The sequence below is a fragment of the Lentzea miocenica genome, from assembly GCF_033949945.1.
In the GTDB taxonomy this organism is placed as follows: Bacteria; Actinomycetota; Actinomycetes; order Mycobacteriales; family Pseudonocardiaceae; genus Lentzea; species Lentzea miocenica.
In genome coordinates this window covers 93,367-116,174 of record NZ_JAXAVW010000007.1, presented here as the reverse complement: position 1 = coordinate 116,174, position 22,808 = coordinate 93,367, and the positions used below count along the sequence as shown (strand labels likewise).

The window sequence follows — 22,808 nt, the reverse complement described above, 5'->3', positions numbered from 1 at the left end:
TGGTCCGTCCTCATTTCGTGCGGGCAACACTGGTTCTACGAGAGGTCGAGCAACTCGTCGTCGATGATGCTCAGGAGGTCCTCGACGGAGACGTTGCGGATGTCTTCGTCCGAAGTGGACACAGGCTTCTTCAGGCGCCCGAGCAGTTTCTCCAGACGCTCGCGGATCACGTCGTGGTCGTCCACCGGCGAAGACGCCACGGCGGCCTCGAACCGGGTCAGCTCGGCCAGCGCGGAACCATCAGTGGCAGAGGACAGGCCGGACAGCAGGTGCTCGGCGACGAGGCGCGGCGTCGGGTAGTCGAAGATCAGGGCCGACGGCACGGGCAGGCCCGTCGCGGCCTTCAGCCGGTCGCGCATCTCGACCGCGGTCAGCGAGTCGAAACCCTGGTCGCGGAACGCCTTCTCCGCGTGGATCGCCTCGACGCCGGCGTAGCCGAGCACGGCGGCGGCCTCGGAGCGCACCAGGTCGAGCAGCACGCGCGACCGGTCGGCCTCGGACAGTCCGGCGAGCTTCTCCTGCAACGCCACCTCGGCGCCGGCCACATTCGCATTCGCGGACAAGGCTGAAAGAACCTCGGGGATCGCGGAGAACAGTGGTGACGGGCGTGACGCGGTGAAGCCGGGCGCGAACCGGGCCCAGTCGGTGTTCGTGACGGTCAGCACCGTTTCGCCGTCCGACACCGCCTGCACCAGCGCGGTCAGGGCCAGTTCCGGGTCCATCGGCAGCACGCCGTGGCGGCGCAGCTGGTCGTAGGCCTCCGGATCGGTCGCCATGCCGGCCTCGGCCCACGCGCCCCACTGCACTGAGGTCGCCACCAGGCCCTGGCCGCGGCGGAACTGCGCCAGGCCGTCCAGGTAGGCGTTCGCGGTCGAGTACGCGGGCTGGCCACCGCTGCCCCAGGCCGCCGCACCCGACGAGAACAGCACGAACGCGTCGAGGTTCCCGGTCAGCTCGTGCAGGTGCCGCGCCGACACCGTCTTGGCGCGCAACAACTCCCCGAGCTGCTCAGCGCTCAGCTCCAGCAGAGGCGCATCACCGGAGTCGATCCCCGCGCAGTGCACCACGGCGCTCAGGTCGGGGAACCGGCTCAGCAGCTCTTCCAGAGCAGCGCGGTCGGCGACGTCACAGGCCTCGACCGAGACCTCGGCGCCGAACCCTTCGAGCTGCGCCACCAGGTGCTCGATGCCCGGGGTCAGCGGACCGCGGCGCGAGGTCAGGACGATGTGGGAAGCACCCCGTGCGGCGACGGACCGGGCGACGAAGCCACCCAGCGCACCGGTGCCGCCGGTGATCAGGACCGTGCCGGACGGCGTCCACTCCTCGCCGTGCTCGCCACGTGGCGCGGGCACCAGGCGGCGGGCGAAGACACCGTTGCCGCGCACCGCGATCTGGTCCTCGCCCAGCGAGTTCACCAGCGCCGCTTGCAAGCCCTGGGCGATCTGGTTGTCGACGCTGCCCGGCAAGTCGATCAAGCCACCCCACCGGCGCGGCAGCTCCAGCGCCGCGACCCGGCCCATGCCCCACAACGCGGCCTGCACCGGCGACGTCACGATGTCCCCGTGCCCGGTCGACACGGCGCCGCGCGTCACCGTCCACAACGGAGCCTCAACGCCCTCCAAAGCCCGCAGCAGCTCCAACGTCCCGGTGAGCGGATAAGGCACGTCACCGGAGTCGTCCGCGACACCGAGCAGCGACACGACGCCCGTGAACTCCCTCCCGGCCAGCCCCGAGACCTTGTCCAACGGCACCGCGACACCGCCGAGGATCTCCACGACATCGCGCGTCCAGGTGTCCTGCTCCCCCGGCGGCACGACGACCAGCCACGACCCGGAGAACGCACCCGCCAGCGACAGCCGGTTCCACGACTCCCGGAACCGCCATGAATCCACAATGGACTGCGCACGCTGCCGGGTCCGCCACGAGGCCAAAGCCGGCACGACGGCCGCCGCGACATCGGGATCGAGATCCAGCACCGCAGCCAGCTCGTCGTTCTCCACCAACTGCCAGAACGCCGCGTCCAGCGGATCCGCCTTGCCGACCACGGCCTCGGGCTCCGGCCAGAAACGAGAACGCTGGAACGCGTACGTCGGCAGATCGACGTGCACCGCGCCGGTTCCCTCGAACAGCACGGTCCAGTCCACCGGCACACCCACGACGTGCAGACGCGCCAACGCCGACACCGCGGAAGCCTCCTCGGGCCGTTCGCGGCGCAGCACCGGCACAACGGCCGTGTCCAGCGGCACCGCACCGGTCTCGGTCATCTCCGCCACCAGCGCCGACAGCACGCCGTCGGGACCGAGTTCCAGGAACGCTGAAACGCCCTGACGTCCCAACGCCCGCACGCCGTCGGAGAACCGCACGGCCTCACGGACGTGCCGCACCCAGTACTCCGGCGAGGTCAGCTGCTCGCGCACGGCGAGCTGCCCGGTCACGTTCGACACGACCGGGATCTGCGGCTCGGAGAACGACAGGCCCTCGACGACCGCGCGGAAGTCGTCCAGCATCGGGTTCATCAAGGGCGAGTGAAACGCATGGCTGACCGGGAGACGCTTAGTCTTGCGGTCCGCGAACCGATCGACGACCGCCGCCACGCCCTCCTCGGTGCCGGCCACCACCACCGAACGCGGCCCGTTCACCGCGGCGATCGACACGTCGCAACCGAGATGCGGCAGCACTTCCTCTTCGGTGGCCTGCACCGCGACCATCGCCCCGCCCGCGGGCAGCGCCTGCATCAGCCGCGACCGCGCGTCGACCAGCCGGCACGCGTCCTCCAGCGGGAACACCCCGGCCACGTGCGCGGCGGCGATCTCACCGATCGAGTGCCCGCCCACGAAGTCCGGGCGGATCCCGAACGACTGCGCCAGCCGGAACAGCGCCACCTCGATCGCGAACAATGCCGGCTGCGTGTACCGGGTGGCGTTCAGCGCCTCGACGTCGTGGCCCCACATCACGTCCCGCAGCGAAGCGTCCAGGTGCTCCAGCACCGCGTCGAAAGCAGCGGCGAACACGGGGAAGCGCTCGTACAGCTCGCGTCCCATGCCGAGCCGCTGCGAACCCTGTCCGGAGAACAACGCGGCGAGCGGCCGTTCCGAAGCCACGCCGCGCGCGATCTCCGTGCCGTCCACGACAACCGCGCGGTGCTCCAGCTGCGTCCGCGTCGACACCAGCGACGCCGCCACGTCCAAAGCGGGAGCCTGAACCGACCGGAACCGCTCCAGCTGCGCGTCCAGCGCGACGGAAGTCTTGGCCGACACCACCCACGGCACGACGGACAGCACGGTGGACGGTTCCTCCGGCGTCACCTCGACCTCGGGCGCTTCCTCCAGGATCACGTGCGCGTTCGTCCCGGAAACGCCGAAGCCCGACACCGCGGCACGTCGTTCGCGAGACACAGAGGGCCACGGCTGATCCGAGGTCAGCAGCTCGACGCGGCCACTCCCCCACTCCACGTGCGAAGAAGGCGAGGTCACGTGCAAGGTGCGCGGCAGAACGCCGTGCCGCAACGCCATCACCATCTTGATCACGCCCGCGACACCCGCCGCGGCCTGCGTGTGGCCGAGGTTCGACTTCACCGAACCCAGCCACAGCGGAACCGTGCGGTCCTGGCCGTAGGTCGCGAGCAGGGCCTGGGCCTCGATCGGATCGCCCAACGTCGTGCCCGTGCCGTGCGCCTCGACCGCGTCGACGTCCGAAGTGGACAAACCAGCGGACGCCAGCGCTTGCCGGATCACGCGCTGCTGCGACGGGCCGTTCGGCGCGGTCAGGCCGTTCGAAGCGCCGTCCTGGTTGATCGCCGAACCGCGCAGCACCGCGAGCACTGTGTGACCGTGGCGGCGAGCGTCCGACAACCGTTCCAGAACCACCAGACCGGCGCCTTCGGACCAGCCAGTGCCGTCGGCGGAGTCGGAGAACGCCTTGCAGCGGCCGTCGGCGGACAGCCCGCCCTGCCGTGAGAACTCCACGAACGTCTGCGGCGTCGACATGATCGTCACACCGCCCGCCAGCGCGATCGACGACTCACCGGACCGCAGCGACTGCGCGGCCCAGTGCAAAGCGACCAAAGACGAAGAACAAGCCGTGTCGACGGTGACCGCCGGTCCTTGCAGCCCCAGGGTGTAGGCGACGCGGCCGGAGACGACACTGCCCGCGGTACCGGTCGTCCAGTACCCCTCGGTGCCCGCGGGCGCGTCCAGCAGCCCGGCGCCGTAGTCGTGGTACATCACGCCCGCGAACACGCCGCCGTTGGTGCCGCGCAACGACAACGGGTCGATGCCCGCCCGTTCCAGAGCCTCCCAGGACACCTCCAGCAGCAACCGCTGCTGGGGATCCATCGCCAGCGCCTCACGCGGCGAGATCCCGAAGAACTCGGCGTCGAAGTCGGCGGCGTCGTGCAGGAAACCGCCGGAGCGGGTGTGGGAGGCGCCGTCGAACAGCTTCTCCAGGTCCCAGTCGCGATCCGCGGGGAACGGCGACACCACGTCCGCACCCGAGGTCACCAGCCGCCACAGGTCCTCCGGCGACGCCACGCCACCGGGATACCGGCAGGCCATGCCGACGATCGCGATCGGCTCGTCCGGGTGAGCACGCACCACGTCCGACGCGACCACGGAAGCCCGCTCGCCCAGCAGTTCCGCCCGCAGATGCCGGGCCAGCACGACCGGTGTCGGGTAGTCGAACGCGACCGGCGCGGACAGGTGCAGGCCGGTCGCCGCGGTCAGCCGGTTGCGCAGATCGACCGCGGTGACCGAGGTGAGCCCCAGCTCCCGGAACGTCTTCTTCGACTCCGCCCGCTCCGCACCGGTCAGCCCGAGCACGCCCGCGACCTCGGTGCGCACCAGGTTGAGCAGGAAGATGTCCTGCTCCTCCGGCGACATCGCCACCAGTCGCTGCCTCAACGCCGAAAGGTCGCGCTCGTCCGGTGTCGCGAGCCGCGCGGACACGTCGATCAGGCCGCGCAGCAACGCCGGCACCTCGGTCGACGACGTCTGCTCACGCAGCGCGGCACTGTTGATCCGCATGATCACGGCCTGCGCCAGGCCCACAGAGGTTGCGGCGTCGAACATCGCGGCGAACTCGTGCGTCGACAGCTCACCCACCCGCGACGCCGTCGTCGGCGCGTCCGTCGACCCGACCGCGAGGAACGTCGCTGCCAGTTCGCGCTTGCGGCGGTAGCGGGCCAGCGCGTCCAGGAACGAGTTGGCCGCCGCCTGCTCACCGGACCCGACCAGCCCGAGCGCGCCGGCCACCGTGCAGAGCATGACGAACGCCGTGACCTCGCCGTTCTTCGTGAGCTGGTGCAGGTTCACCGCACCGTCCACAACGGACCGGAACACGTCCGCGCGCGGCAGGTTCGCCGACGGTTTCGCCGGGTGCTCGCCCTCGCCGTGGACGACCGCGGTGATCGGCCGTTTCAGCTTGCCGAGCACGTCGGCAAGCGCGGCGCGGTCGGCCACGTCGCAGGCCGCGACCGCGACCTTCGCGCCCAGTTCGGCCAGGTCCTTCTCCAGCTGCGCGGTCGCCTCGTCGGTGCGGCCGCGCGGGCTGATCAGCAACAGGTGCCGAGCGCCATAGGCGGCAACGAGATGCCTGGTCAGCGCCGCGCCCATGGTGCCGTCCGCGCCGGTCACGACGACCGTGCGCCTGGGGTCGATGCGCAGCACCTCGTCGCTGTCGACCGACGCCGACACGCGCTTGAGCCGCGGCATCAACGCGATGCCGGACCGGATCGCGAGCTGCGGTTCGTCGGCGGCGACCGCGAGGGGTAGCACCCCGGTCGACGGCGGCAGGTCGTCGATGTCGATCAGCGTGAACCGGTTCGGGAACTCCACCTGCAGCGATCGCAGCAGGCCCCACACCGGCGCGTGCACCAGGTCGCGCACGTCCTCGACACCAGCGGCCACAGCGCCACGCGTCAGTACGACAAGGCGTGAGTGCGCGAACCAGTCGTCGTTCACCCACGTTCGCAGCACACCACCGACCTTGCGCAACGCCTCCTGCGCCGCCGTGGTCAGCTTGCCGCCGGTGTCCATGTCGTCGGGGCAGCACAGCACGGCCACGTCCGGCGCGGGCTCACCCTCCACAACGGACACGTGCAGCGCGGCCGCGTCGGGGTAGGTGGCGACGTGCACACCCGATGAGACAAGGGAAGCGGTGAGCCCGAACATGTCGGGGCCGACGACCGCCCACCGCTTCGCCAGCTCCAGGCTCGCGGTGCGGACCGACGTCATCGGCGCCCAGTCCATCCGCAGCAACGACTCGTGCTGCCCGCCGCTCGCCGCCCGCAGCCGGGCAGGGCGGTCGAGCAGCACGTGCCGGGTGATCTTGCCCGACGTCGTGCGCGGGATGTGGTCGATCTCGTACAGCTCTTCGGGGACCTTGAAGTTCGACAGCTGCTCACGGCAGGCGTCGTACAGGCGCACCGGATCGAGGCCCTGCCTGCCGGGCACGACGAACGCGATCGGCACCTCGCCGAGGATGTCGTGCGGCTTGCCGACCACCGCGGCGTCGGCGACACCGGGGACCTTGAGCAGCACCTCCTCCACCTCGCCGGGGTGGATGTTCTCGCCGCCGCGGATGATGAGTTCCTTGACGCGGCCGGTGATCGTGACGTAGCCGTAGAGATCGCGCCGGGCCAGGTCGCCGGTGCGGTACCAGCCGTGCGGCATCGCCTGTGCGGTCGCCTCCGGCTGGTTGTGGTAGCCGACCATGAGGCTCGGGCCGCGCACCCACACCTCGCCCTCGGCCTCCACGTCGACGTCGGCACCCGTGTCCGGGTCGACCAGCCGCACCGCGAGGCCCGGCACCGGCAGGCCGACCGAACCCGGAACCCTGGTGCCCTGCGCCCAGTTCACCGCGATCAGGCCGCACGTCTCGGTGCTGCCGTACCCGTCGAGCAGGGCGACCCCGAACAGCGCCTCGAACTCCACCCGCAACGCCGGCGGGCACGCGGCGCCCGCGGTCAGGCAGCGCTTCAAGGTGCTGCCCGACACCTCGCGCGTGCGCGCGACTTCGACAAGATGGTGGTACATGGCGGGAACACCGCACATGAACGTGTACTCGTCACCTTCCAACGCACTCAGCACCTCGTCCGCGGCGAACCCGTCGAGGATGCGTGCCGAAGCACCGACCGCGGTCACACCGACGACGCACAGCACGTGGGCGAGAGAGTGGTGCAACGGCAAGGGCCACAACACCTTGTCGTCGTGGTTGAGGCCGATGACCGGGGCGTAGCAGGCGGCGACCGACCACAGGCAGCTGCGCTGGGTCGACAGCACGCCCTTCGGTTTGCCGGTGGTGCCGGAGGTGTAGAGCATGAACGCCACGTCGTCGAGACCCTGGTCGTCCCGCGCGGGAACAGGAGGGTCTGTCGACGTCAGTTCCTGATAGGAGACGACGGAGCCGCCGCGCGGAAGCGGTTCGCCGCCGCTGACGACCACCTTGAGATAAGGACGGCCCGGCAACAGTTTGCGGACCTGGTCGAGGTGCGCGGTGTCGGTGATGACGACGCGGGCGCCGCTGTCGTCCAGCACGTAGGAGAGCTCGGCGTCGGCGGAGTGCGGGTTGAACGGCACCGCGACCGCGTTCGCGCGGGTGATCCCGAGGTAGCTCTCGATGATGTCGACGCTGTTGCCGAGGAAGATCAGCGCCCGGTCACCCGGCTGCAGCCTCAGGTCCGCGAGGTGCCCGCCGAGCCGCCAGGTCCGCCGCTCCAGCTCCGCGTACGTGACCGCGCGGCGCGAATCCGCGAACGCGACCTTCTCCGGCGCGTTCGCGGCGTGGTATCGCAGCAGCTCGGACAACGGCCGGATCAGTTCGGTTCGAAACATCCCGACGGCGCTCCCTATTTACTGGCGACGAGGCTTGCACCTCGAGCGATGCTAGCCTCGGCCTCATCGGTCCAGTAAGTAGGAAATCCCCTAGCACCCCCCTAGGACCCCCCTATCATCCCGCCCGAAAGTGCTTTCCGCTGGCGGAGCAGTTTTGCGGAGCGTGCCCGGTGCTAATCTTTGATCACAGGCCAGGAAGAGCAGTTCGAAACAAATACCGGGTTTTACTCCGCCAAATGTTTTTACCTACTCCTCGGAGGGGCATTCCAATGACTCAGGCGCAGCAGACGGTGAAGCTTCCCAGCTCGGCCTTCACCGGCCTGACCGAAGTCAGCGAAGTCGCGGCCACCGGAAACGTTCTCGGAGTCATCAACTACACCACCGAGTGCACCGACCCGCGTGTCGAGAATGGCCTTCTGACACTGGACCTGCACATGGCGGCGGACCTCGGCGAGGCATTCGCGGAGGTGTGGACGACCGCCCGTCCCGTGGAGACCGGCGAGCACCACGGCGTTGTTTACGCCCACGACGGCGAGTACCTCCTCGTCGCCGGCCGGATCGCCCCCACGGGCCGTTACACAGAGGACACCCGCGCGGCCTACGTCGCGGCGCTGGACCTGATGGACGGCCTCGGCTACAAGAACTGCTTCCGCATGTGGAACTTCCTCAACGACATCAACGGCGACAACGCCGAGGGCCTGGAGATCTACCGGGACTTCTGCAAGGGCCGCGCGGAGGCGTTCGAACTCTTCCACTTCGGCGACAAGGAGGTGCCGAGCGCGACCGGAATCGGCTCGCTGGGCGGTGGCATCGCCTTCTACTTCCTCGCCTCCCGCTCCGCCGCGCTGACGTCGGTGGAGAACTCCAAGCAGATGGCCGCCTACCACTACCCGCGGCAGTACGGCCCGCGCCCGCCCAAGTTCGCGCGGGCCACCTACCTCGCCGGCACGCACACCGACCGCAGGTCAGGGCAGATCTACGTGGCCGGCACCGCCAGCATCCGCGGGCACGAGACGCTGCACGACGGCGACGTCGTGGCGCAGGTGAAGTTGTCACTCGACAACATCGAGCACCTCGTTTCCGACGAGAACCTGGCGGACTACGAGATCGTGCGGGGCAATTCCCTGCTGGACGTCGACAACATCAAGGTGTACGTCCGGCACCGCGCCGACATCCCGACGGTGAAGAAGATGTGCGAGGAGCGTTTCTCCCCGAACGCCCGCATCCAGTACCTGAACGTCGACGTCTGCCGCGCCGATCTCCTCGTGGAGATCGAGGGCATCATCGCCTGACTCGTCCGGCCGAACCAGGAACAGGAGCGAGAACAATGCCTCAGACGGTGAAGCTGACGGAGTTCACTTACACGCAGACCGCGGCGCCGTGGATGACGCTGCCGGCGACGCAACAGCCCCACTGGCACCACCACCCCGACTACGACCTGATCGAAGCGGAACTGACCGGCGCACTCCCCCTGGTCTCGCATTCCGAAATTCGCGAGGCCAAACGTGCGCTCGGTCTCGCCGCGCTCGGCGAGGCGCGTGTCCTGCAGCTCGGCGACTGCGCGGAGTCCTTTTCCGACACCGACCCGCTGACAACTTCCCGAAAGGTGCGGAACGTGCAGCGCGTCGCCGCCCGCCTGGCGGAACGGACCGGCCAGCAGGTGGCACGTTTCGGACGGATGGCCGGCCAGTACGCGAAACCCCGGTCGAGCAACTTCGAAACGATTGACGGAGTCGATCTGCCGTCGTTCCGCGGTGAGCTGGTCAATTCGTTCGAGGCCGACAATTTCGCCCGCAGGCACGACCCCGAACGAATGCTTCAGGCCTACGACGCGTCGTCCGCCGTTATCCGAGAAGTGCGCGCCCATTGGGCGGGAAGTGCCGAGGAACTCGCCGGTGGCCCGTGGGTAGCTCACGAGGCATTGGTGCTGGACTACGAGAACGCGCTCATCCGCACCGACGAGCGCACCGGCGAGCAGTTCCTGACCTCGACGCACTTCCCGTGGATCGGCGAGCGCACCCGCCAGCTCGACCACGCCCACGTCTCGATGTTCTCCGCGATCGCGAACCCGATCGGCGTCAAGGTCGGCCCGACCGCGGACCCCGAGACCGTCGTGCGCCTGTGCCAGCTGCTCGACCCGCACCACACGCCCGGCCGCTTGACGTTGATCGTCCGCATGGGCCGCGAGGACATCCACGTCGCGCTGGCGCCGATCGTGCGGGCCGTCCGGCGCGCCGGACACCCCGTCGTCTGGATCTCGGACCCCATGCACGGCAACACGGTGAAGGCCGAATGTGGGCAAAAGACTCGACATGTCACCCATATCATCGAGGAGGCCACGGCGTTCCGGCACATCTTGGAGACCGAGGGCGCGCACGCGGCCGGCTTGCACCTGGAAGTGGCCGCGACCGACGTGACGGAGTGCGTCGGCGGGTCTGTCCCCGACGAGAAGGCTCTCTCCGAGCGCTACGAGTCCCTTTGCGACCCCCGGCTGAACCCCGAACAGGCGCTCGGAGTGATCGACTCGGTCTTCTGACCTCCAGACAGGGAAACAGATGACGTCACACAAGACGGCGGATGTCGCGGTGGTCGGCTGCGGCCCGGTCGGCCTCGTCCTGGCCATCCTGCTGGCCCACCGGGGATGGCGGGTCGTCATCCTGGAGAAGTACCGCGGCCAGTACCCGTTCCCGCGGGTCGTCGCGTTCGACGGCGAGACCGCGCGCTCGTTCGCGTCGGCCGGCATCGGCGCCGACCTGATGGAGCTCGGCGAACCGCTGGGGCAGTACATGTTCCAGAACGCCGAGGGCCGCGAGCTCTTCTCGTTCGAGGCGCCCTACGAGCCCGGGCGGGACGGCTGGCCCATCGCGACCGTGATGCACCAGCCGACGTTCGAACGGGCCCTGCGCGAGCACGTCACCACCTTGCCGAACATCACGACCTTGTTCGGGCACAAGGTCGAGGAGATCGTCGACCACGGCTCGCACGTGTCGATCTCCGCTCCCGGCCCGGACCACGAGGGTGACGTCACGGCGTCGTGGGTGATCGGGTGCGACGGCGCGAACAGCTTCGTGCGCGACGTCATGGGCTCGCGGATGATCGACCTCAACTTCAAGCACGACTGGTTGCTGGTCGACGTCGTCTTCCACGAGAAGCGGGCCTTCCGCCCCAACGACGTGCAGGTGTGCGACCCGGCCCGGCCGACCACGATCGTCGCGTCCGGCCGCGGGCACCGGCGCTGGGAGTTCATGCGCCTGCCCGGCGAGTCGATCGAAGAGATGTCCACTGTGGAACGCATGTGGGAGCTGCTGAAGCCCTACGACGTCACACCGGACAACGCCGACCTGACGCGGAACATCGTCTACACCTTCCAGGCCGCGATGGCGGACAAGTGGCGCGACGGACGCATGCTGCTCGCCGGTGACTCCGCCCACCTGATGCCGCCTTTCGCCGGGCAGGGCATGTGTTCCGGCATCCGGGACGCGGTGAACCTGGCCTGGAAACTCGACCTCGTGCTGCGGGACCTGGCCGCCGACTCACTGCTCGACGCGTATCCGGCGGAGCGCGCGTTGCAGGTGCGGCACACCATCGAGATGTCCATCGAGGTGGGCAAGATCGTGTCGGAGCTCGACCCCGTCGCGGCGGCGCGGCGGGACGCGTTCCTGATCGCCATGCAGGCCAAGCCGGAAGGCGTCGATCTCGCTCCGTCCGCCTACGCGCTGGAGGACGGCGTCGTCCGGCGAACCGCTGCCGGGATCTCGTTGCCGGACGGTGAACTGTCGCCGCAGGGAGTCGTGGCGCGCGGGACCGAGCGGGACCGGTTCGACGACGTCGTCGGGCGCGGCTGGCAGCTGATCACCACGCTGGACCCGTACGAGGCGCTGGGCGAGGACGAGCTCGAGTTCCTGAAGTCGCTCGGCACGCACCTGGTGCGCGTGATGCCGGCCGGGATCCCGCCGAAGATCGCCCGCGCGCACGAGGTCGTGGACGTGGAACGCCTGTACCTGCCCTGGCTCGCGGGCCACCGGAAGGTCGCCGCGCTGGTACGGCCGGACTACTACGTGTTCGGGTTCGCCAAGGACCGCGCGGATCTGCCGGAACTCGTGAAAGACCTGAAGGGTCAGCTGCCGCTGCTCTGAAAGGGAACGAGACCGCGGTCCCGCAGGTCGGCGTAAGCCCGCTGCAACCCCTCCAGGCCCGCGGCGGTCGTGAGGCCCGCCTCCTGTGCGAGGCGGGCCAGCCGGTCGGCGGACAGCGGCGACGGCAGCTCGGCAGGGGCGTGCGGTGGCAGGTCCTGGACGGCGCGTTCGGCGGCGAGCGCCCGTGCCGCCGCCCAGCGCACCTCGCCGATCTCGTACGGGATCGCCAGCACGACCGGGGTCTCGTCGGTGGTCAGCTCCGTCAGGCGCGGCAGCAACCGCGGATCACCGGCGGGGTTGCGCGCCAGCACCCCGAGCATGATCACCCTGGTGCGCGCGTCCGCGGACGCCAGGTCGTCCAGCGTCTCGCGCAGTTCGTCGTCGGTCAGCACGGGTCTCTCCTACTGCACGGGTCTCCTACTGGCGGGCGGTGCGGACGGCTCCGACCAGGTCGGAGATCGTGGGATTCGGCCCGAGCCGCAGCCTCTCCCGCAGTGCGGTGCCCAGTTCCACGGTAGCGGCCGCCTCCCTCTCCCATCGGGCGAAGTCGCGGTGCTCCTTCAGCACCACGCCGTCGATCATCATGAGGTCCCGAGCCTCCGACCGCGCGCGGTCGGCGACGGCGGCGAGTGATCTGCTCATCCGCACCCGGCCGTTGGTCATCCGCGACACGGTGGCGGCGAGGAAGTCGTACTCCGCCTCCAGCGCCTGGCGGTGGGCGGCCATGTACGCGCGGTCGAAGTCGGCGGTCCACCGGGCCTGCTCACCCCGGCTCATGTTCTCGAACCCGGCGCCCATGTGGTCGAAACCGGTGCGGGACCGGTTGGTGCGCAGGTGCCCGACCTCGGCGGCCTCGTGCACGATGTACTGCGCGTCCCGCACCTGTCCCTGCCCGGACGCCAGGCGCCGCCACGCCACGTAGTTGCGGTAGCTCATGGCGATGCCCGCGCTGTCGAAGTTGTAGCGCTTGATCGACGCCACGGTCGCGCGGTCGATCGTGATGCCCAGCCTCCGCAGTTCCGCGTGCACACGACCGATGTCCTCGGTGGCGAGCAACGCACGTCGAACAGCCTCGATCTCCTGGGCGAAGCGGGCCTGGCTGAACGGCCGCCCGGTCAGCGGGTTGGTCACGGTCAGCCACTCGAGCGACTCAGCGATCCCGGCCCGTCCGCCGCCACGCGCGGGCAGGGAGGAGGCGTAGCGGGCGGCCCTGGCGATGACCTTGTCCGCCGCGGCCGCCGGCAACGCGGCCCTGGCCGCCCTGGCGAACTCGCCGAGGTCACCGGTGTCGCGCAGGGCGTGCGCCACCAGCCGCATCTCGCTGAAGATCCGCAGCACCTGGGCGGCGTCGGCCACCACGAACACGATGTCGACGACGAGCCAGAACAGATCGGGTTCGTTGAGCGAGATGTCGGCGACCCGCGGGTCCAGCGCGATGTTGCCGGCCGCGACCTCCGCGGCGTAGGTCTGGTAGCTCTGCACCGCCTGCGTCGCTCCCGCGGCCAGTGCGAGCCCGCCCGCCAGCAGCGCGACCCCGCCGCTCGCGACGGTGGCGATGATCGCGGCGGTCAGCGCGAGGGCGGACGTCGCGATGCGGACGAGCGTCTCCTCGCCGCGTTCCTGCTCGATGTGCTCGCGGACCGACCGCATGAGCACGTCGTTGCCGCCGATGCCGAGGTCGAGCACGGTCATGTCGACGGCGTCGCGCAGGTTCCACACCTTCAGGCGGCCGGACTCGACGTTGCGCTTGGTCGTGTCGATGTCCGCGATCACCTGGCCCGCCGGTCCCGAGGTGAGCTGGGCCAGCCGCGCGTCGTCGGCGTCGGCCACCACGGCGGGGTCGGGCAGCTGGTCCAGGATCGGGAACCGCACGCGGTACTGGTCGCGTTGCCGGGAGAGGTCGGCGGAGCGTTCGCCGATGACCCGGCCGATCCGCTGCACGTCGTGGTCCGACGACGTCATCTGGGCCGGTTCGCGCACGCCGCCGGGCAGCGCCTCCGTGCCGGACCGCGCCTGCTGGAGCTGCTGTTCCAGGCCCGCCAGTTCGTCGCGCCGGGTCCGCAGGTCGCGGGCGGCGGCGCGCAGGGCGTTCTGGTCGGGTTGTCCTCCCGCGTACCTGTCGCGTTCCCGTTCGGCGAGCTCGCGGTTCTGCTGCAGTTCGGTGAGGATGATCTGCTTGCCGCGCTCGAGGAACCGGCGCGGGAACTGCACGGTGACCAGGTCGACCAGCTGGGCTTCCGAGGTCAGGCCGAGCGGGCGCAACCCTTCGCGGACCTCCGTGTCGAGTGCCCTCAGCTCGCCTTCCGCCGTGGCGATGTCGGTGATCACCCTGGCGAGCCGGCGGCCCTCGTCGCTCTGCGGATCGGGCACGCCCGCGACCGGGGTCAGGGTCATCCGCTGCCGGTTCAGCTCGGCGAGCTGCGCGCGTTTGCGGTCCCGTTCGCCGATCTTGTCGTACAGCGGCGCACCGCCCATCGCCTTGCCCAGCAACGCGTCGTCGGCGGCGCTGAGCGCGGGCACCCTGCGCAGGGTGGTGGCCGCGGCGAGCAGCTGTTTGCGCTGGTCCGGTGTCAGCGCGGCCTCCGCCTGTGGCACCTGCTGCCGCTGGATCAACGAGGTCACCGCCGCGTTGCCCGCCGTGGTCTGCAGCTGCGCGATCCCGTGTGGCGCGGCCGGTTTTCCGCGCGCGACCGACGTGGCCGGCCCGTGTTTCGGCCGGCCGGGTTCCCGCGTCGTCCCGGCTCCCACGCCTTCGACGCTGACACACCGGCGTGGCAGGCCAGCACGGCACAACGGGTGTCCGCGAGGGAGGCAACGGCTGCCCCCGCGGGCGATCAGGCCGTGCTGGGCAGGTAGGAGTGCAGGTCAGCGGGCAAGTCCTTGCGGTACTTCACGTTCAGCTTCCGGTACACCCGCGTCAGGTGTTGTTCGATCGTCGACGGCGTGATGTACAGCTTCGACGCGATCTCCCGGTTCGTGTAGCCGACAGCCGCCAGCGCCGCGACCCGGCGTTCGGCGTCGGTCAGCGTCGCGATCGGATCCACCGGCTTCTCCTCGGCCGGCGCGTCCTCCGCGTCAGCCTTGCCACGCGAGGGCAACAACTCCTCGCACAACTCAGCCGCGTCACACACGTTCGCGACGTGCCAGGCGCGCCGGGCCACGGTCCACGCCCGCCGGTGCTCCCGCAAAGCCTGATGTGCCTTGGACAGGTCGGCCAGGGCGCGGGCCAGTTCGTACTGGTCCCCGTACTCCTCCAGGATCACCACCGCGTCCTGCAACAACTGCGGCCGGTTGTGCGGCTGGTTCGTGGCGGCCAGCAACCGCAACGCCACCCCGCGGGTGCGCGACGCGTCCGGCCCCAGCCGCGCCAGCTGTTCGTTGATCAACCGTTTCGCCTCGTCCCGGTTCGCCCCGTGCAGCAACCAGGCCTCCGCGGCCGAGGTCCGCCACGGCACGACGCCGGGCTGGTCCACGCCCCAGGACGTCATCAGCTCGCCGCACGACAGGAAGTCCGCGAGAGCCGCGTAGTGGCGGGAGGTCGCCAGGTAGTGATGTCCGCGCGCGTACAGGTAGTGCAACCCGTACCGGGACTGGAACATCGCCTCGGGAACCGGCTGTTCCAGGAACGACGCCGCGTCCTCGTGCCGCCCCATCTTGGTCGCGGCGTTGATCAGGATCCCCAACGGCATCCCCAGCGCGACACCCCATCCACCGGCCGGCATGAAGTCCAGCGCGTTGTGCGCGTGCTCGAAGGCGGTGGTGAGGTCGCCGCGCCGCAACGACACCTCGGCGCGCACACAGGAGAAGAACGCCCGTGCCACGCCGAGGTTCTTCGCCCGCGCCTCCTCCAGCAGCTTGTCGCACCACTGCGCCGCCACGTCCAGCCGGTCCGCGTACACCAGGGCCTGCAACGCGAGCATCGCCGACTCCGGCCCCCACGACCCGCTGTCGGACGGCCGTGCCGCCTGCAGGACGTGTTCGGCGTCGGTGGCCGAGGAGTCGCTGGAGCCGTACGTCAGCACGTTCGCCAAAGCGGTGACGGCCTTCAGCATCGGCCCGGACGTCAGGCTCACCATCCGGGTCTTCACCGGCTCGGACTGGGGCCGCCGCGCGAGAGTCGGGTGCGAGCAGGCGAGCCACAGCTCCATCGCGCGCACGCCGTTGCTCGTCGTGGTGGCGCGCCGGACCCGTTCCAGCGCCTCGGTGGCCTCGTCGACCTGGCAGTTCCACAACATCGGCTGCACCAGCGACGTCACGTCCCGATCGGACAGCTGTCCCGCCCGCATCGCCGGCACGACCGTGCCCAGCCGGCGTCCGGCGGCGGACGGGTTGACCCGCCACTCCACCCGCACCAGCTTCGCCGCGATCGCCGCCCTGCCGTGCACTTCGACGCAGGCCCGGTGCGCCAGCTCCAGATACCGCAGCGCCATGTCGATCTGCTCGTCGCGCAACGCGTGCTCGGCGGCCTCCTCGAACACCGGAACCATCCACGGGTTCTCGGAGTGATCCGCCATCACCAGGTAGGGAGCCACTTCGGTGGCGGGCGCGCCCTCGTCGTGGAGCAGCAAAGCCGCCCCGAGGTACATCTCCTTGCGGTCCTGCGCGGACAGGTCGTCCAGCACAGCGCCGCGGGCGGCCGGGTCGCGGAACCAGCCGTCGGCCAGCAACCCGGCCTCGTTCATGACGTCCAAAGCGGACGCGACGGTGTCGGCGTCCACCCGAGCGAGACGCCCCAACGAATCCCGTGTCGCCTGCTCCCCCGTCACGGCCAAAGCACGCGCGACGGGCAGCACGTGGTGATCGGAGCGGTGCAGACAGCTGACCAGTGCGCGCCGGTAGCTCGGGCCGATGACGAGACCGCCGTCGTCGCGCGGCTTGCACAACCTCTGGTCGTCGAGCAACGACCGGATCAGCAACGGGTTTCCGCCGGAGAGTCCCATCGCGTCATCGGCGTGCAGGGGCGTGTCGAACAGGTCGCAGACAGAACTCAGTGGTGCCAAAGGAACATCGCGGCAATGCGGGTGCCGCAGCAACTCGGTGTGCAGGGCCGTGTGAGCGGCGCGCGGTGACGCGGTCTCGCTCAGCATCAGCAGGACCTTGACCTGGCCGAGCCGCCGGATCAGGTAAAGCAGCCAGTGCAACGACGACGAATCGGCGTGCTGCACGTCGTCGATGCCGATCACCAGCGGTGCCTCGGCAGTCAGGTCCATCAAGGCGATGCACAACGCGTGCAACTGCCGGGCTGACGGACCTTCGGCCGAACGCGCGGCGGCGTCGAGCAGCTCGCCGACCTCGGCGGGCGCGTCCAGCGGGTGGAAGATCTGGCCCACCACACCGAAAGGCAGGTCGCGCTCGAACGCCGAGCACGTCGCCTTGACGAAGTTGACGCCGCAGGACTCACCGAACGCGTGCAGCAGCTCGGTCTTCCCGCTCGCCACCGGACCGGTGAGCAGAGCGACCCTTCCGGATCCTGACAGGGAATCCGTCAACAACGTCTCCAAGGTGGCCCACTGGTCGTCGCGCTCGATGAGACCCGCGAGCTTCGCCTTGGTCATGCTGTTGTCAGACGTCCCGGTCATGATGATGTACCTCTCGCCAGGAAGCCGTCGTGCCGCAGCGCGGTGTGTGGTGATGAGGCACCACCGCGTCCCCCCGGAGCGGGCACGACGAGTCGACACCGAGGGTCGCAGCCGAGCACATCCTCATCAAATCGATACGCGCCAGTTCTAGGTGTTCTCCTGAATTCGCCGTGCTTTCGAACACTAGGGCTTCTTCTCGAGAACACTGGCAACCCGGGACACACCACTGGGCCGTCCGGCAGTCTCCACGTCATTCGCGTGGTGTCAGAAGGGTGAAGTCCATGAGCCAGCGGCCGATCCTGTTCGTCAGTCTGCCGGAGAGCGGCCTGCTGAACCCGATGCTCGTGCTAGCGGAGGAGCTGTCGCGCCGTGGTGTCGAGGACCTGTGGTTCGCGACCGACGACAAGGGCCGTGAGGAGGTCGAGGCGGCGGCGGTCGGGTCGCCGATCGAGTTCTTCTCGCTGGGAGAGGTGATTCCGGAGATGTCGTCGGTGACGTGGCCGGACGACGTCTACGCGAAGGTGACGCAGCGGTCGCGGTTCAAGGCGCGCAAGGCCGTCATCGAGCAGACGAACCGGCCCGAGCAGCGAATCCCCAAGTACCGCGGGCTCGCCGAGCTGGTCGACGAGATCCAGCCGGCGCTGATGATCGTCGAGTCGATGTGCATGTTCGGCTACGAGGTCGCCATCACCAAGGGCGTTCCGTACGTGATCAGCAACCCGTTCGTGCCGTCGAACCTCGTGACGTCGGCGATCCCGATCGGCCCGTCGTACACACCGAAGGACTTTCCACGCCCGCACACCGGTCTGCCCGCCGACATGTCCTGGACCCAGCGCTGGGCCAACAGGTTCTTCGGCTGGCGCACCCTCGCGACCGCGTTCACCAAGGACAACAAGGACCGCAACGCGCGCAACGCCAAGGTGATCGCCGAGCTGGGCATCTCCCCCAGGGCCTCCGGCCAGTTCGCGCGGGTCGAGCAGGCCGAACTCGTGCTGTGCTACTCGATCCCGGAGATGGACTACCCCTTCGACATCCCGGAGAAGATCCGCACGGTCGGCGCGCTGGTACCGCCGCTCCCCCAAGCCCCTCCTGGCGAACTCGGCGAGTGGCTCGACGCGCAGAAGTCCGTCGTCTACATGGGTTTCGGCACGATCACACGGCTGACCCGTGACCAGGTCGAGGCGTTCGTGCAGGTCGCCCGCAGCCTGGAGGGCAAGCACTCGATCCTGTGGAAACTGCCGCGCGACCAGCAGAAGTTCCTGCCCTCCGAGCTGCCCGGCAACCTGCGGATCGAGACGTGGGTGCCGTCGCAGCTGGACGTGCTGGCGCACCCGAGCGTCAAGCTGTTCTTCACGCACGCGGGCGGAAACGCCTACACCGAAAGCATTTACTTCGGCAAGCCGATGGTGTCGCGGCCGCTGTGGGTGGACTGCTACGACCAGGCGGTGCGGGCGACGAGCTTCGGTGTCGGGCTGACGCTGGACAAGCCGCACACCGTCGACCCGCACGACGTGGTGGACAAGCTCACCCGAGTCCTGAACGACCCTCGGTTCACCGAGAACGCCGAGCGTCTGGCGGCGTTGCAGCACTCCGCCGGTGGCCGCAAGACGGCCGCCGACCTGGTCCTTTCGTTGCCGGCACTGGCCGAGAAGTCGAACACCGCGAAGTGAGTTGACGATGAGCTACCGCTACCCCGTGTCGATGCCGTCGTTGCGCGGCAACGAACTCGAGTACACCTCCAAGGCAGTGACCGATGGCTGGATCTCCTCGCAGGGCCCTTATGTGCCGCAGTTCGAGGAGGCTTTCGCCGCCTACAACGACGTGAAGCACGGCGTCGCCTGCTCGTCCGGCACGACGGCGCTGACGCTCGCGTTGCGCGCGCTGGGCATCGGTCCTGGCGACGAGGTGATCGTGCCCGAGTTCACGATGATCGCGTCCGCCTGGGCCGTCACCTACACCGGCGCCACTCCCGTTTTCGTGGACTGCGGTGACGACCTCGACATCGACGTCACCAAGATCGAGGAGAAGATCACCCCGCGCACCAAGGTGATCATGCCGGTGCACGTCTACGGCCGGCGGTGCGACATGGAGCCGATCCTCGAACTCGCCTACGAGTACAACCTGCGCGTGGTCGAGGACTCGGCCGAGGCGCACGGCGTCAAACCGACCGGGGACATCGCGGCCTTCTCGTTGTTCGCCAACAAGATCATCACGTCCGGTGAGGGCGGCATCTGCGTCACCAACGACCCGCACCTGGCGCGCCAGATGGCGCACCTGCGCGGGATGGCGTTCACCCGCGACCACAGCTTCCTGCACAAGAAGCTCGCCTACAACTTCCGGATGACCAACCTGCAGGCCGCGGTCGCGCTCGCGCAGACCGAACGCCTCGACGAGATCATCGCAACGCGCGCACAGATCGAGAAGCGGTACGACGAGGGCCTCCGGGGCATCGGAGGAATCACCCTCATGCCGCCGCGTGACGTGTTGTGGATGTACGACCTGCGCGCGGAACGCCGTGAGGAGCTCATGAGATTCCTCGCGGAGAAGGGGATCGAGACCCGACTCTTCTTCAAACCGATGAGCAGGCAGCCCGGCTATCTCGACCCGGTGTGGCCGTCGCTGAACGCGAACAGGTTCGCCGAGGACGGGTTGTACCTCCCCACCCATGCCGAGCTGACCGAAGACGACCAGGACTACATCGTGGGGCAAGTCCGCCAGTTCTACGAGGTATGACACATGACGAGCACTGACGCCGACCTAGTCCCGTTCATGATGCGCCGGCCCGGCGTACCGTTCCCGCCGCCCGAGTACGAGGACTTCCGGGCCAAACCCGGCCTGACGAAGGCCGCGCTGCCGTCCGGTGAGACGGTGTGGCTGGTCACCCGGCACGAGGAGGTGCGCGCGGTCCTCACCGACCCGCGCATCAGTTCCAACCCCACCCACGTCGGGTTTCCGCGTCCGTCGCGGACCGTGGGCGCGCCGTCCGCGGACGACGTGCCGGGCTGGTTCGTGTCGCTGGACCCGCCGGACCACAACCGGTTCCGCAAGGCGCTGATCCCCGAGTTCACCGTGCGCCGCATCAGGTCGTTGCGGCCGGCGGTCGAGGAGATCGTCGACCGCGCGATCGACCAGATGCTCGCCAGGGGCGACACCGCCGAGCTCGTCGAGGACTTCTCGCTCACGGTGCCGTCGCTGGTGATCTCGTCCCTGCTCGGTGTGCCCAAAGTGGACCGCGACTTCTTCGAGGAGAAGACGAAGGTCCTCGTCACGCTGACGTCGACCGACGAGGAACGGGACAAGGCGTCGGAGCACCTGCTGCGCTACATCAACCGGCTGATCACGATCAAGTCCAAGCGGCCCGGCGACGACCTGATCAGCAAACTTCTCCAGGGCGGCCTGCTGACGCCCCAGGAGCTGTCCGGCGTCTCGATGCTGCTGCTGATCGCGGGGCACGAGACGACGGCGAACAACATCTCGCTCGGCGTCGTCACGCTGCTGCAGCAGAAGCAGTGGATCGACGACGACCGCATGATCGAGGAGATCCTGCGTTACCACTCGGTCGCCGACCTCGTGGCGTTGCGGGTGGCGATCGAGGACGTGGAGATCGGCGGGCAGCTGGTCCGGGCAGGCGAGGGGATCGTGCCGCTCGTGGCCGGCGCGAACCACGACCCGGAGATGTTCGAACGGCCGGACGAGTTCGACCCGTCGCGTTCGGCCACCGGGCACGTGGCGTTCGGGTACGGCGTGCACCAGTGCCTCGGGCAGAACCTGGTGCGGCTGGAGATGGACGTCGCCTACCGCGGCCTCTTCAAGCGGATCCCGACCCTGGAGGTCGCGGTGCCGTTGGAGGAGCTGGAGTTCAAGTACGACGGAGTCCTCTTCGGACTCCACGCGCTACCTGTGCGTTGGTGAGGAAGGAACGTCATGGCTCGGATCAGTGTGGACACCGGCAAGTGCATCGGCTCGGCTCAGTGCGTGCTGGCCGCGCCGGACGTGTTCGACCAGGACGACGACGGGTTCGTCACGGTGCTCGACGACAGCCCGTCGGGTGAGGCGGAGTCGAGCGCGCGCACGGCCAGGGGCATCTGCCCGGCCCAGGCGATCACCGTGCACGACTAACGGCCGCGGCGGGGTTTCGCGCGCTTGGCCTGCGGCTTCTGCTGCCGGGCCTTCGCGGGGCCCTGCCGCTGCTGCTGTTGTGGCTTCTTTTGCTGGGGCTTCTGCTTGGACTGCTCGGGCTCCGGCGCGGGGCCGCGGGTGCTGTTGACCGTGCGGCCGCGGACGATGCCGATCAGGTGCTCGATCAGCTCGGGGTTCTCGTCGCGGATCGGGAACGACAGCGCGACCCGTGACTGCGGCGCGTCGATCAGCGGCACGTGCTTGAGGTCCTTGCGGTGGTGCAGCCTGGCCAGCGACTGCGGCACGACCAGCACGCCGACGCCGGCGGCCACGATCTGGATGGCGTCCGCGGTGGTCCCGGGCCGTTCGACGGGCGGCTGACCGGGGACCGAGTCCCACTCCAGCGTGTCGTCGAGCGGCTGCCACAGGACGTGCTGCGCGAGGTCCTCAAGGGACAGTTCGTCGGCCGCGGCGAACTCGTGGTCCTTCGGGAACACGACCACGGTGGTCTCGGTGTAGAGCGGGATCGCGTGCAGGTCCTCGCGGTCTCCCGGCAACCTGAGCAGCGCGGCATCCGCTTCGCCGGCGCGCACCTTCCCGGCGGCTTCCGCGGCGGTCACCTGGACGAGGTGCAGTGGCGTCTCCGGCAGGCGTTCCTCCCAGACCCGAGCCCACTTGCCGGGAGTCACACCTGGGACGTACGCGAGCGTGAAAGAGCCGGTCACGTGCTGAGGTTACCCGACGGTGCGGTTACTCTTTGCGCATGAAGTCGCAGCAAACGATGAAGCCCGCCACCGCCGCCAAGAAGCTCGGCGTGTACCTCGAGGCGACGCCCGAGGAGTTCCAGGCGGGTGTCGTCTCGCGCGACGAGCTCAACGAACTGCAGGCCAACCCGCCGCAGTGGCTGGCGGACCTGCGCCGCAACGGCCCGCACCCCAAGCAGCTCATCGCGCAGAAGCTCGGCATCTCGACGTCGGCGCTGGTCCGGGCGGGCATCACCGAGGCGCTGACCACCGAGCAGATCAACGCGATCAAGGAAGAGAACCCGGACTGGCTGGTCCGCGAGCGGCAGGTCTACGTCGACTTCAAGGCCGAAGAGGCGCGCCTGGCGGAGAAGGCGCGCCTCGAAGAGCAGGAGTGACCCC

The 22,808-nt window shown here is 69.2% G+C and carries 13 protein-coding genes; 8 read left to right on the top strand and 5 right to left on the bottom strand.

The window, feature by feature from the left end; all coding sequences use genetic code 11:
- Positions 1-35: 35 nt before the first annotated feature.
- The gene (locus SK803_RS10545; protein ID WP_319965664.1) at positions 36-7,829 is read right to left on the bottom strand and encodes a type I polyketide synthase; all 7,794 of its coding nucleotides are present in this window, start codon (positions 7,827-7,829) and stop codon (positions 36-38) included.
- Positions 7,830-8,098: 269 nt separating this feature from the next.
- Between SK803_RS10545 and SK803_RS10540 the strand changes: the two genes are divergently transcribed.
- Genes SK803_RS10540 through mhpA form a run of 3 tightly spaced genes read left to right on the top strand, consistent with a single transcriptional unit; the run spans position 8,099 to position 11,965 of the window.
- Entirely contained in the window at positions 8,099-9,121 is a 1,023-nt protein-coding gene (locus SK803_RS10540; protein ID WP_319965663.1) for an FkbO/Hyg5 family chorismatase, read from the top strand.
- A gap of 35 nt (positions 9,122-9,156) precedes the next feature.
- Positions 9,157-10,365 (top strand): 3-deoxy-7-phosphoheptulonate synthase, encoded by a 1,209-nt coding sequence (locus tag SK803_RS10535; RefSeq protein WP_319965662.1) that lies wholly within the window; start codon positions 9,157-9,159, stop codon positions 10,363-10,365.
- 19 nt (positions 10,366-10,384) lie between these two features.
- A complete protein-coding gene (gene mhpA, locus SK803_RS10530) occupies positions 10,385-11,965 on the top strand; it encodes a bifunctional 3-(3-hydroxy-phenyl)propionate/3-hydroxycinnamic acid hydroxylase MhpA (RefSeq protein ID WP_319965661.1) in 1,581 nt (526 codons plus the stop codon).
- Here the strand turns inward: mhpA and SK803_RS10525 are convergent.
- From SK803_RS10525 to SK803_RS10515, 3 genes are all read right to left on the bottom strand, one after another.
- Entirely contained in the window at positions 11,947-12,357 is a 411-nt protein-coding gene (locus SK803_RS10525) for a hypothetical protein (protein ID WP_319965660.1), read from the bottom strand. The two genes, mhpA and SK803_RS10525, sit on opposite strands and share 19 nt — an antisense overlap.
- A gap of 25 nt (positions 12,358-12,382) precedes the next feature.
- A complete protein-coding gene (locus SK803_RS10520; protein ID WP_319965659.1) occupies positions 12,383-14,713 on the bottom strand; it encodes a hypothetical protein in 2,331 nt (776 codons plus the stop codon).
- Between the two features lie 86 nt (positions 14,714-14,799).
- Positions 14,800-17,544: a helix-turn-helix transcriptional regulator gene (locus tag SK803_RS10515; RefSeq protein WP_319965658.1), complete on the bottom strand. Its 2,745-nt coding sequence runs from the start codon at positions 17,542-17,544 to the stop codon at positions 14,800-14,802.
- Positions 17,545-17,825: 281 nt separating this feature from the next.
- Here SK803_RS10515 and SK803_RS10510 point away from each other — a divergent pair, with 281 nt between their 5' ends.
- Genes SK803_RS10510 through SK803_RS10495 form a run of 4 tightly spaced genes read left to right on the top strand, consistent with a single transcriptional unit; the run spans position 17,826 to position 21,663 of the window.
- Positions 17,826-19,214 (top strand): glycosyltransferase, encoded by a 1,389-nt coding sequence (locus SK803_RS10510; RefSeq protein WP_319965657.1) that lies wholly within the window; start codon positions 17,826-17,828, stop codon positions 19,212-19,214.
- 7 nt (positions 19,215-19,221) lie between these two features.
- Complete coding sequence (locus SK803_RS10505; RefSeq protein WP_319965656.1) at positions 19,222-20,277, top strand: DegT/DnrJ/EryC1/StrS family aminotransferase; 1,056 nt, start codon at positions 19,222-19,224, stop codon at positions 20,275-20,277.
- 3 nt (positions 20,278-20,280) lie between these two features.
- Complete coding sequence (locus tag SK803_RS10500) at positions 20,281-21,456, top strand: cytochrome P450 (protein ID WP_319965655.1); 1,176 nt, start codon at positions 20,281-20,283, stop codon at positions 21,454-21,456.
- 12 nt (positions 21,457-21,468) lie between these two features.
- Positions 21,469-21,663 carry a ferredoxin gene (locus tag SK803_RS10495; RefSeq protein WP_319965654.1) on the top strand — a complete coding sequence of 65 codons (195 nt, stop codon included), beginning with the start codon at positions 21,469-21,471 and terminating at the stop codon, positions 21,661-21,663.
- Here SK803_RS10495 and SK803_RS10490 read toward each other — a convergent pair.
- Complete coding sequence (locus SK803_RS10490; protein ID WP_319965653.1) at positions 21,660-22,388, bottom strand: LysR substrate-binding domain-containing protein; 729 nt, start codon at positions 22,386-22,388, stop codon at positions 21,660-21,662. The two genes, SK803_RS10495 and SK803_RS10490, sit on opposite strands and share 4 nt — an antisense overlap.
- A gap of 56 nt (positions 22,389-22,444) precedes the next feature.
- Here SK803_RS10490 and SK803_RS10485 point away from each other — a divergent pair, with 56 nt between their 5' ends.
- Positions 22,445-22,804 (top strand): DUF5997 family protein, encoded by a 360-nt coding sequence (locus SK803_RS10485; protein WP_319965779.1) that lies wholly within the window; start codon positions 22,445-22,447, stop codon positions 22,802-22,804.
- Positions 22,805-22,808: the final 4 nt, after the last annotated feature.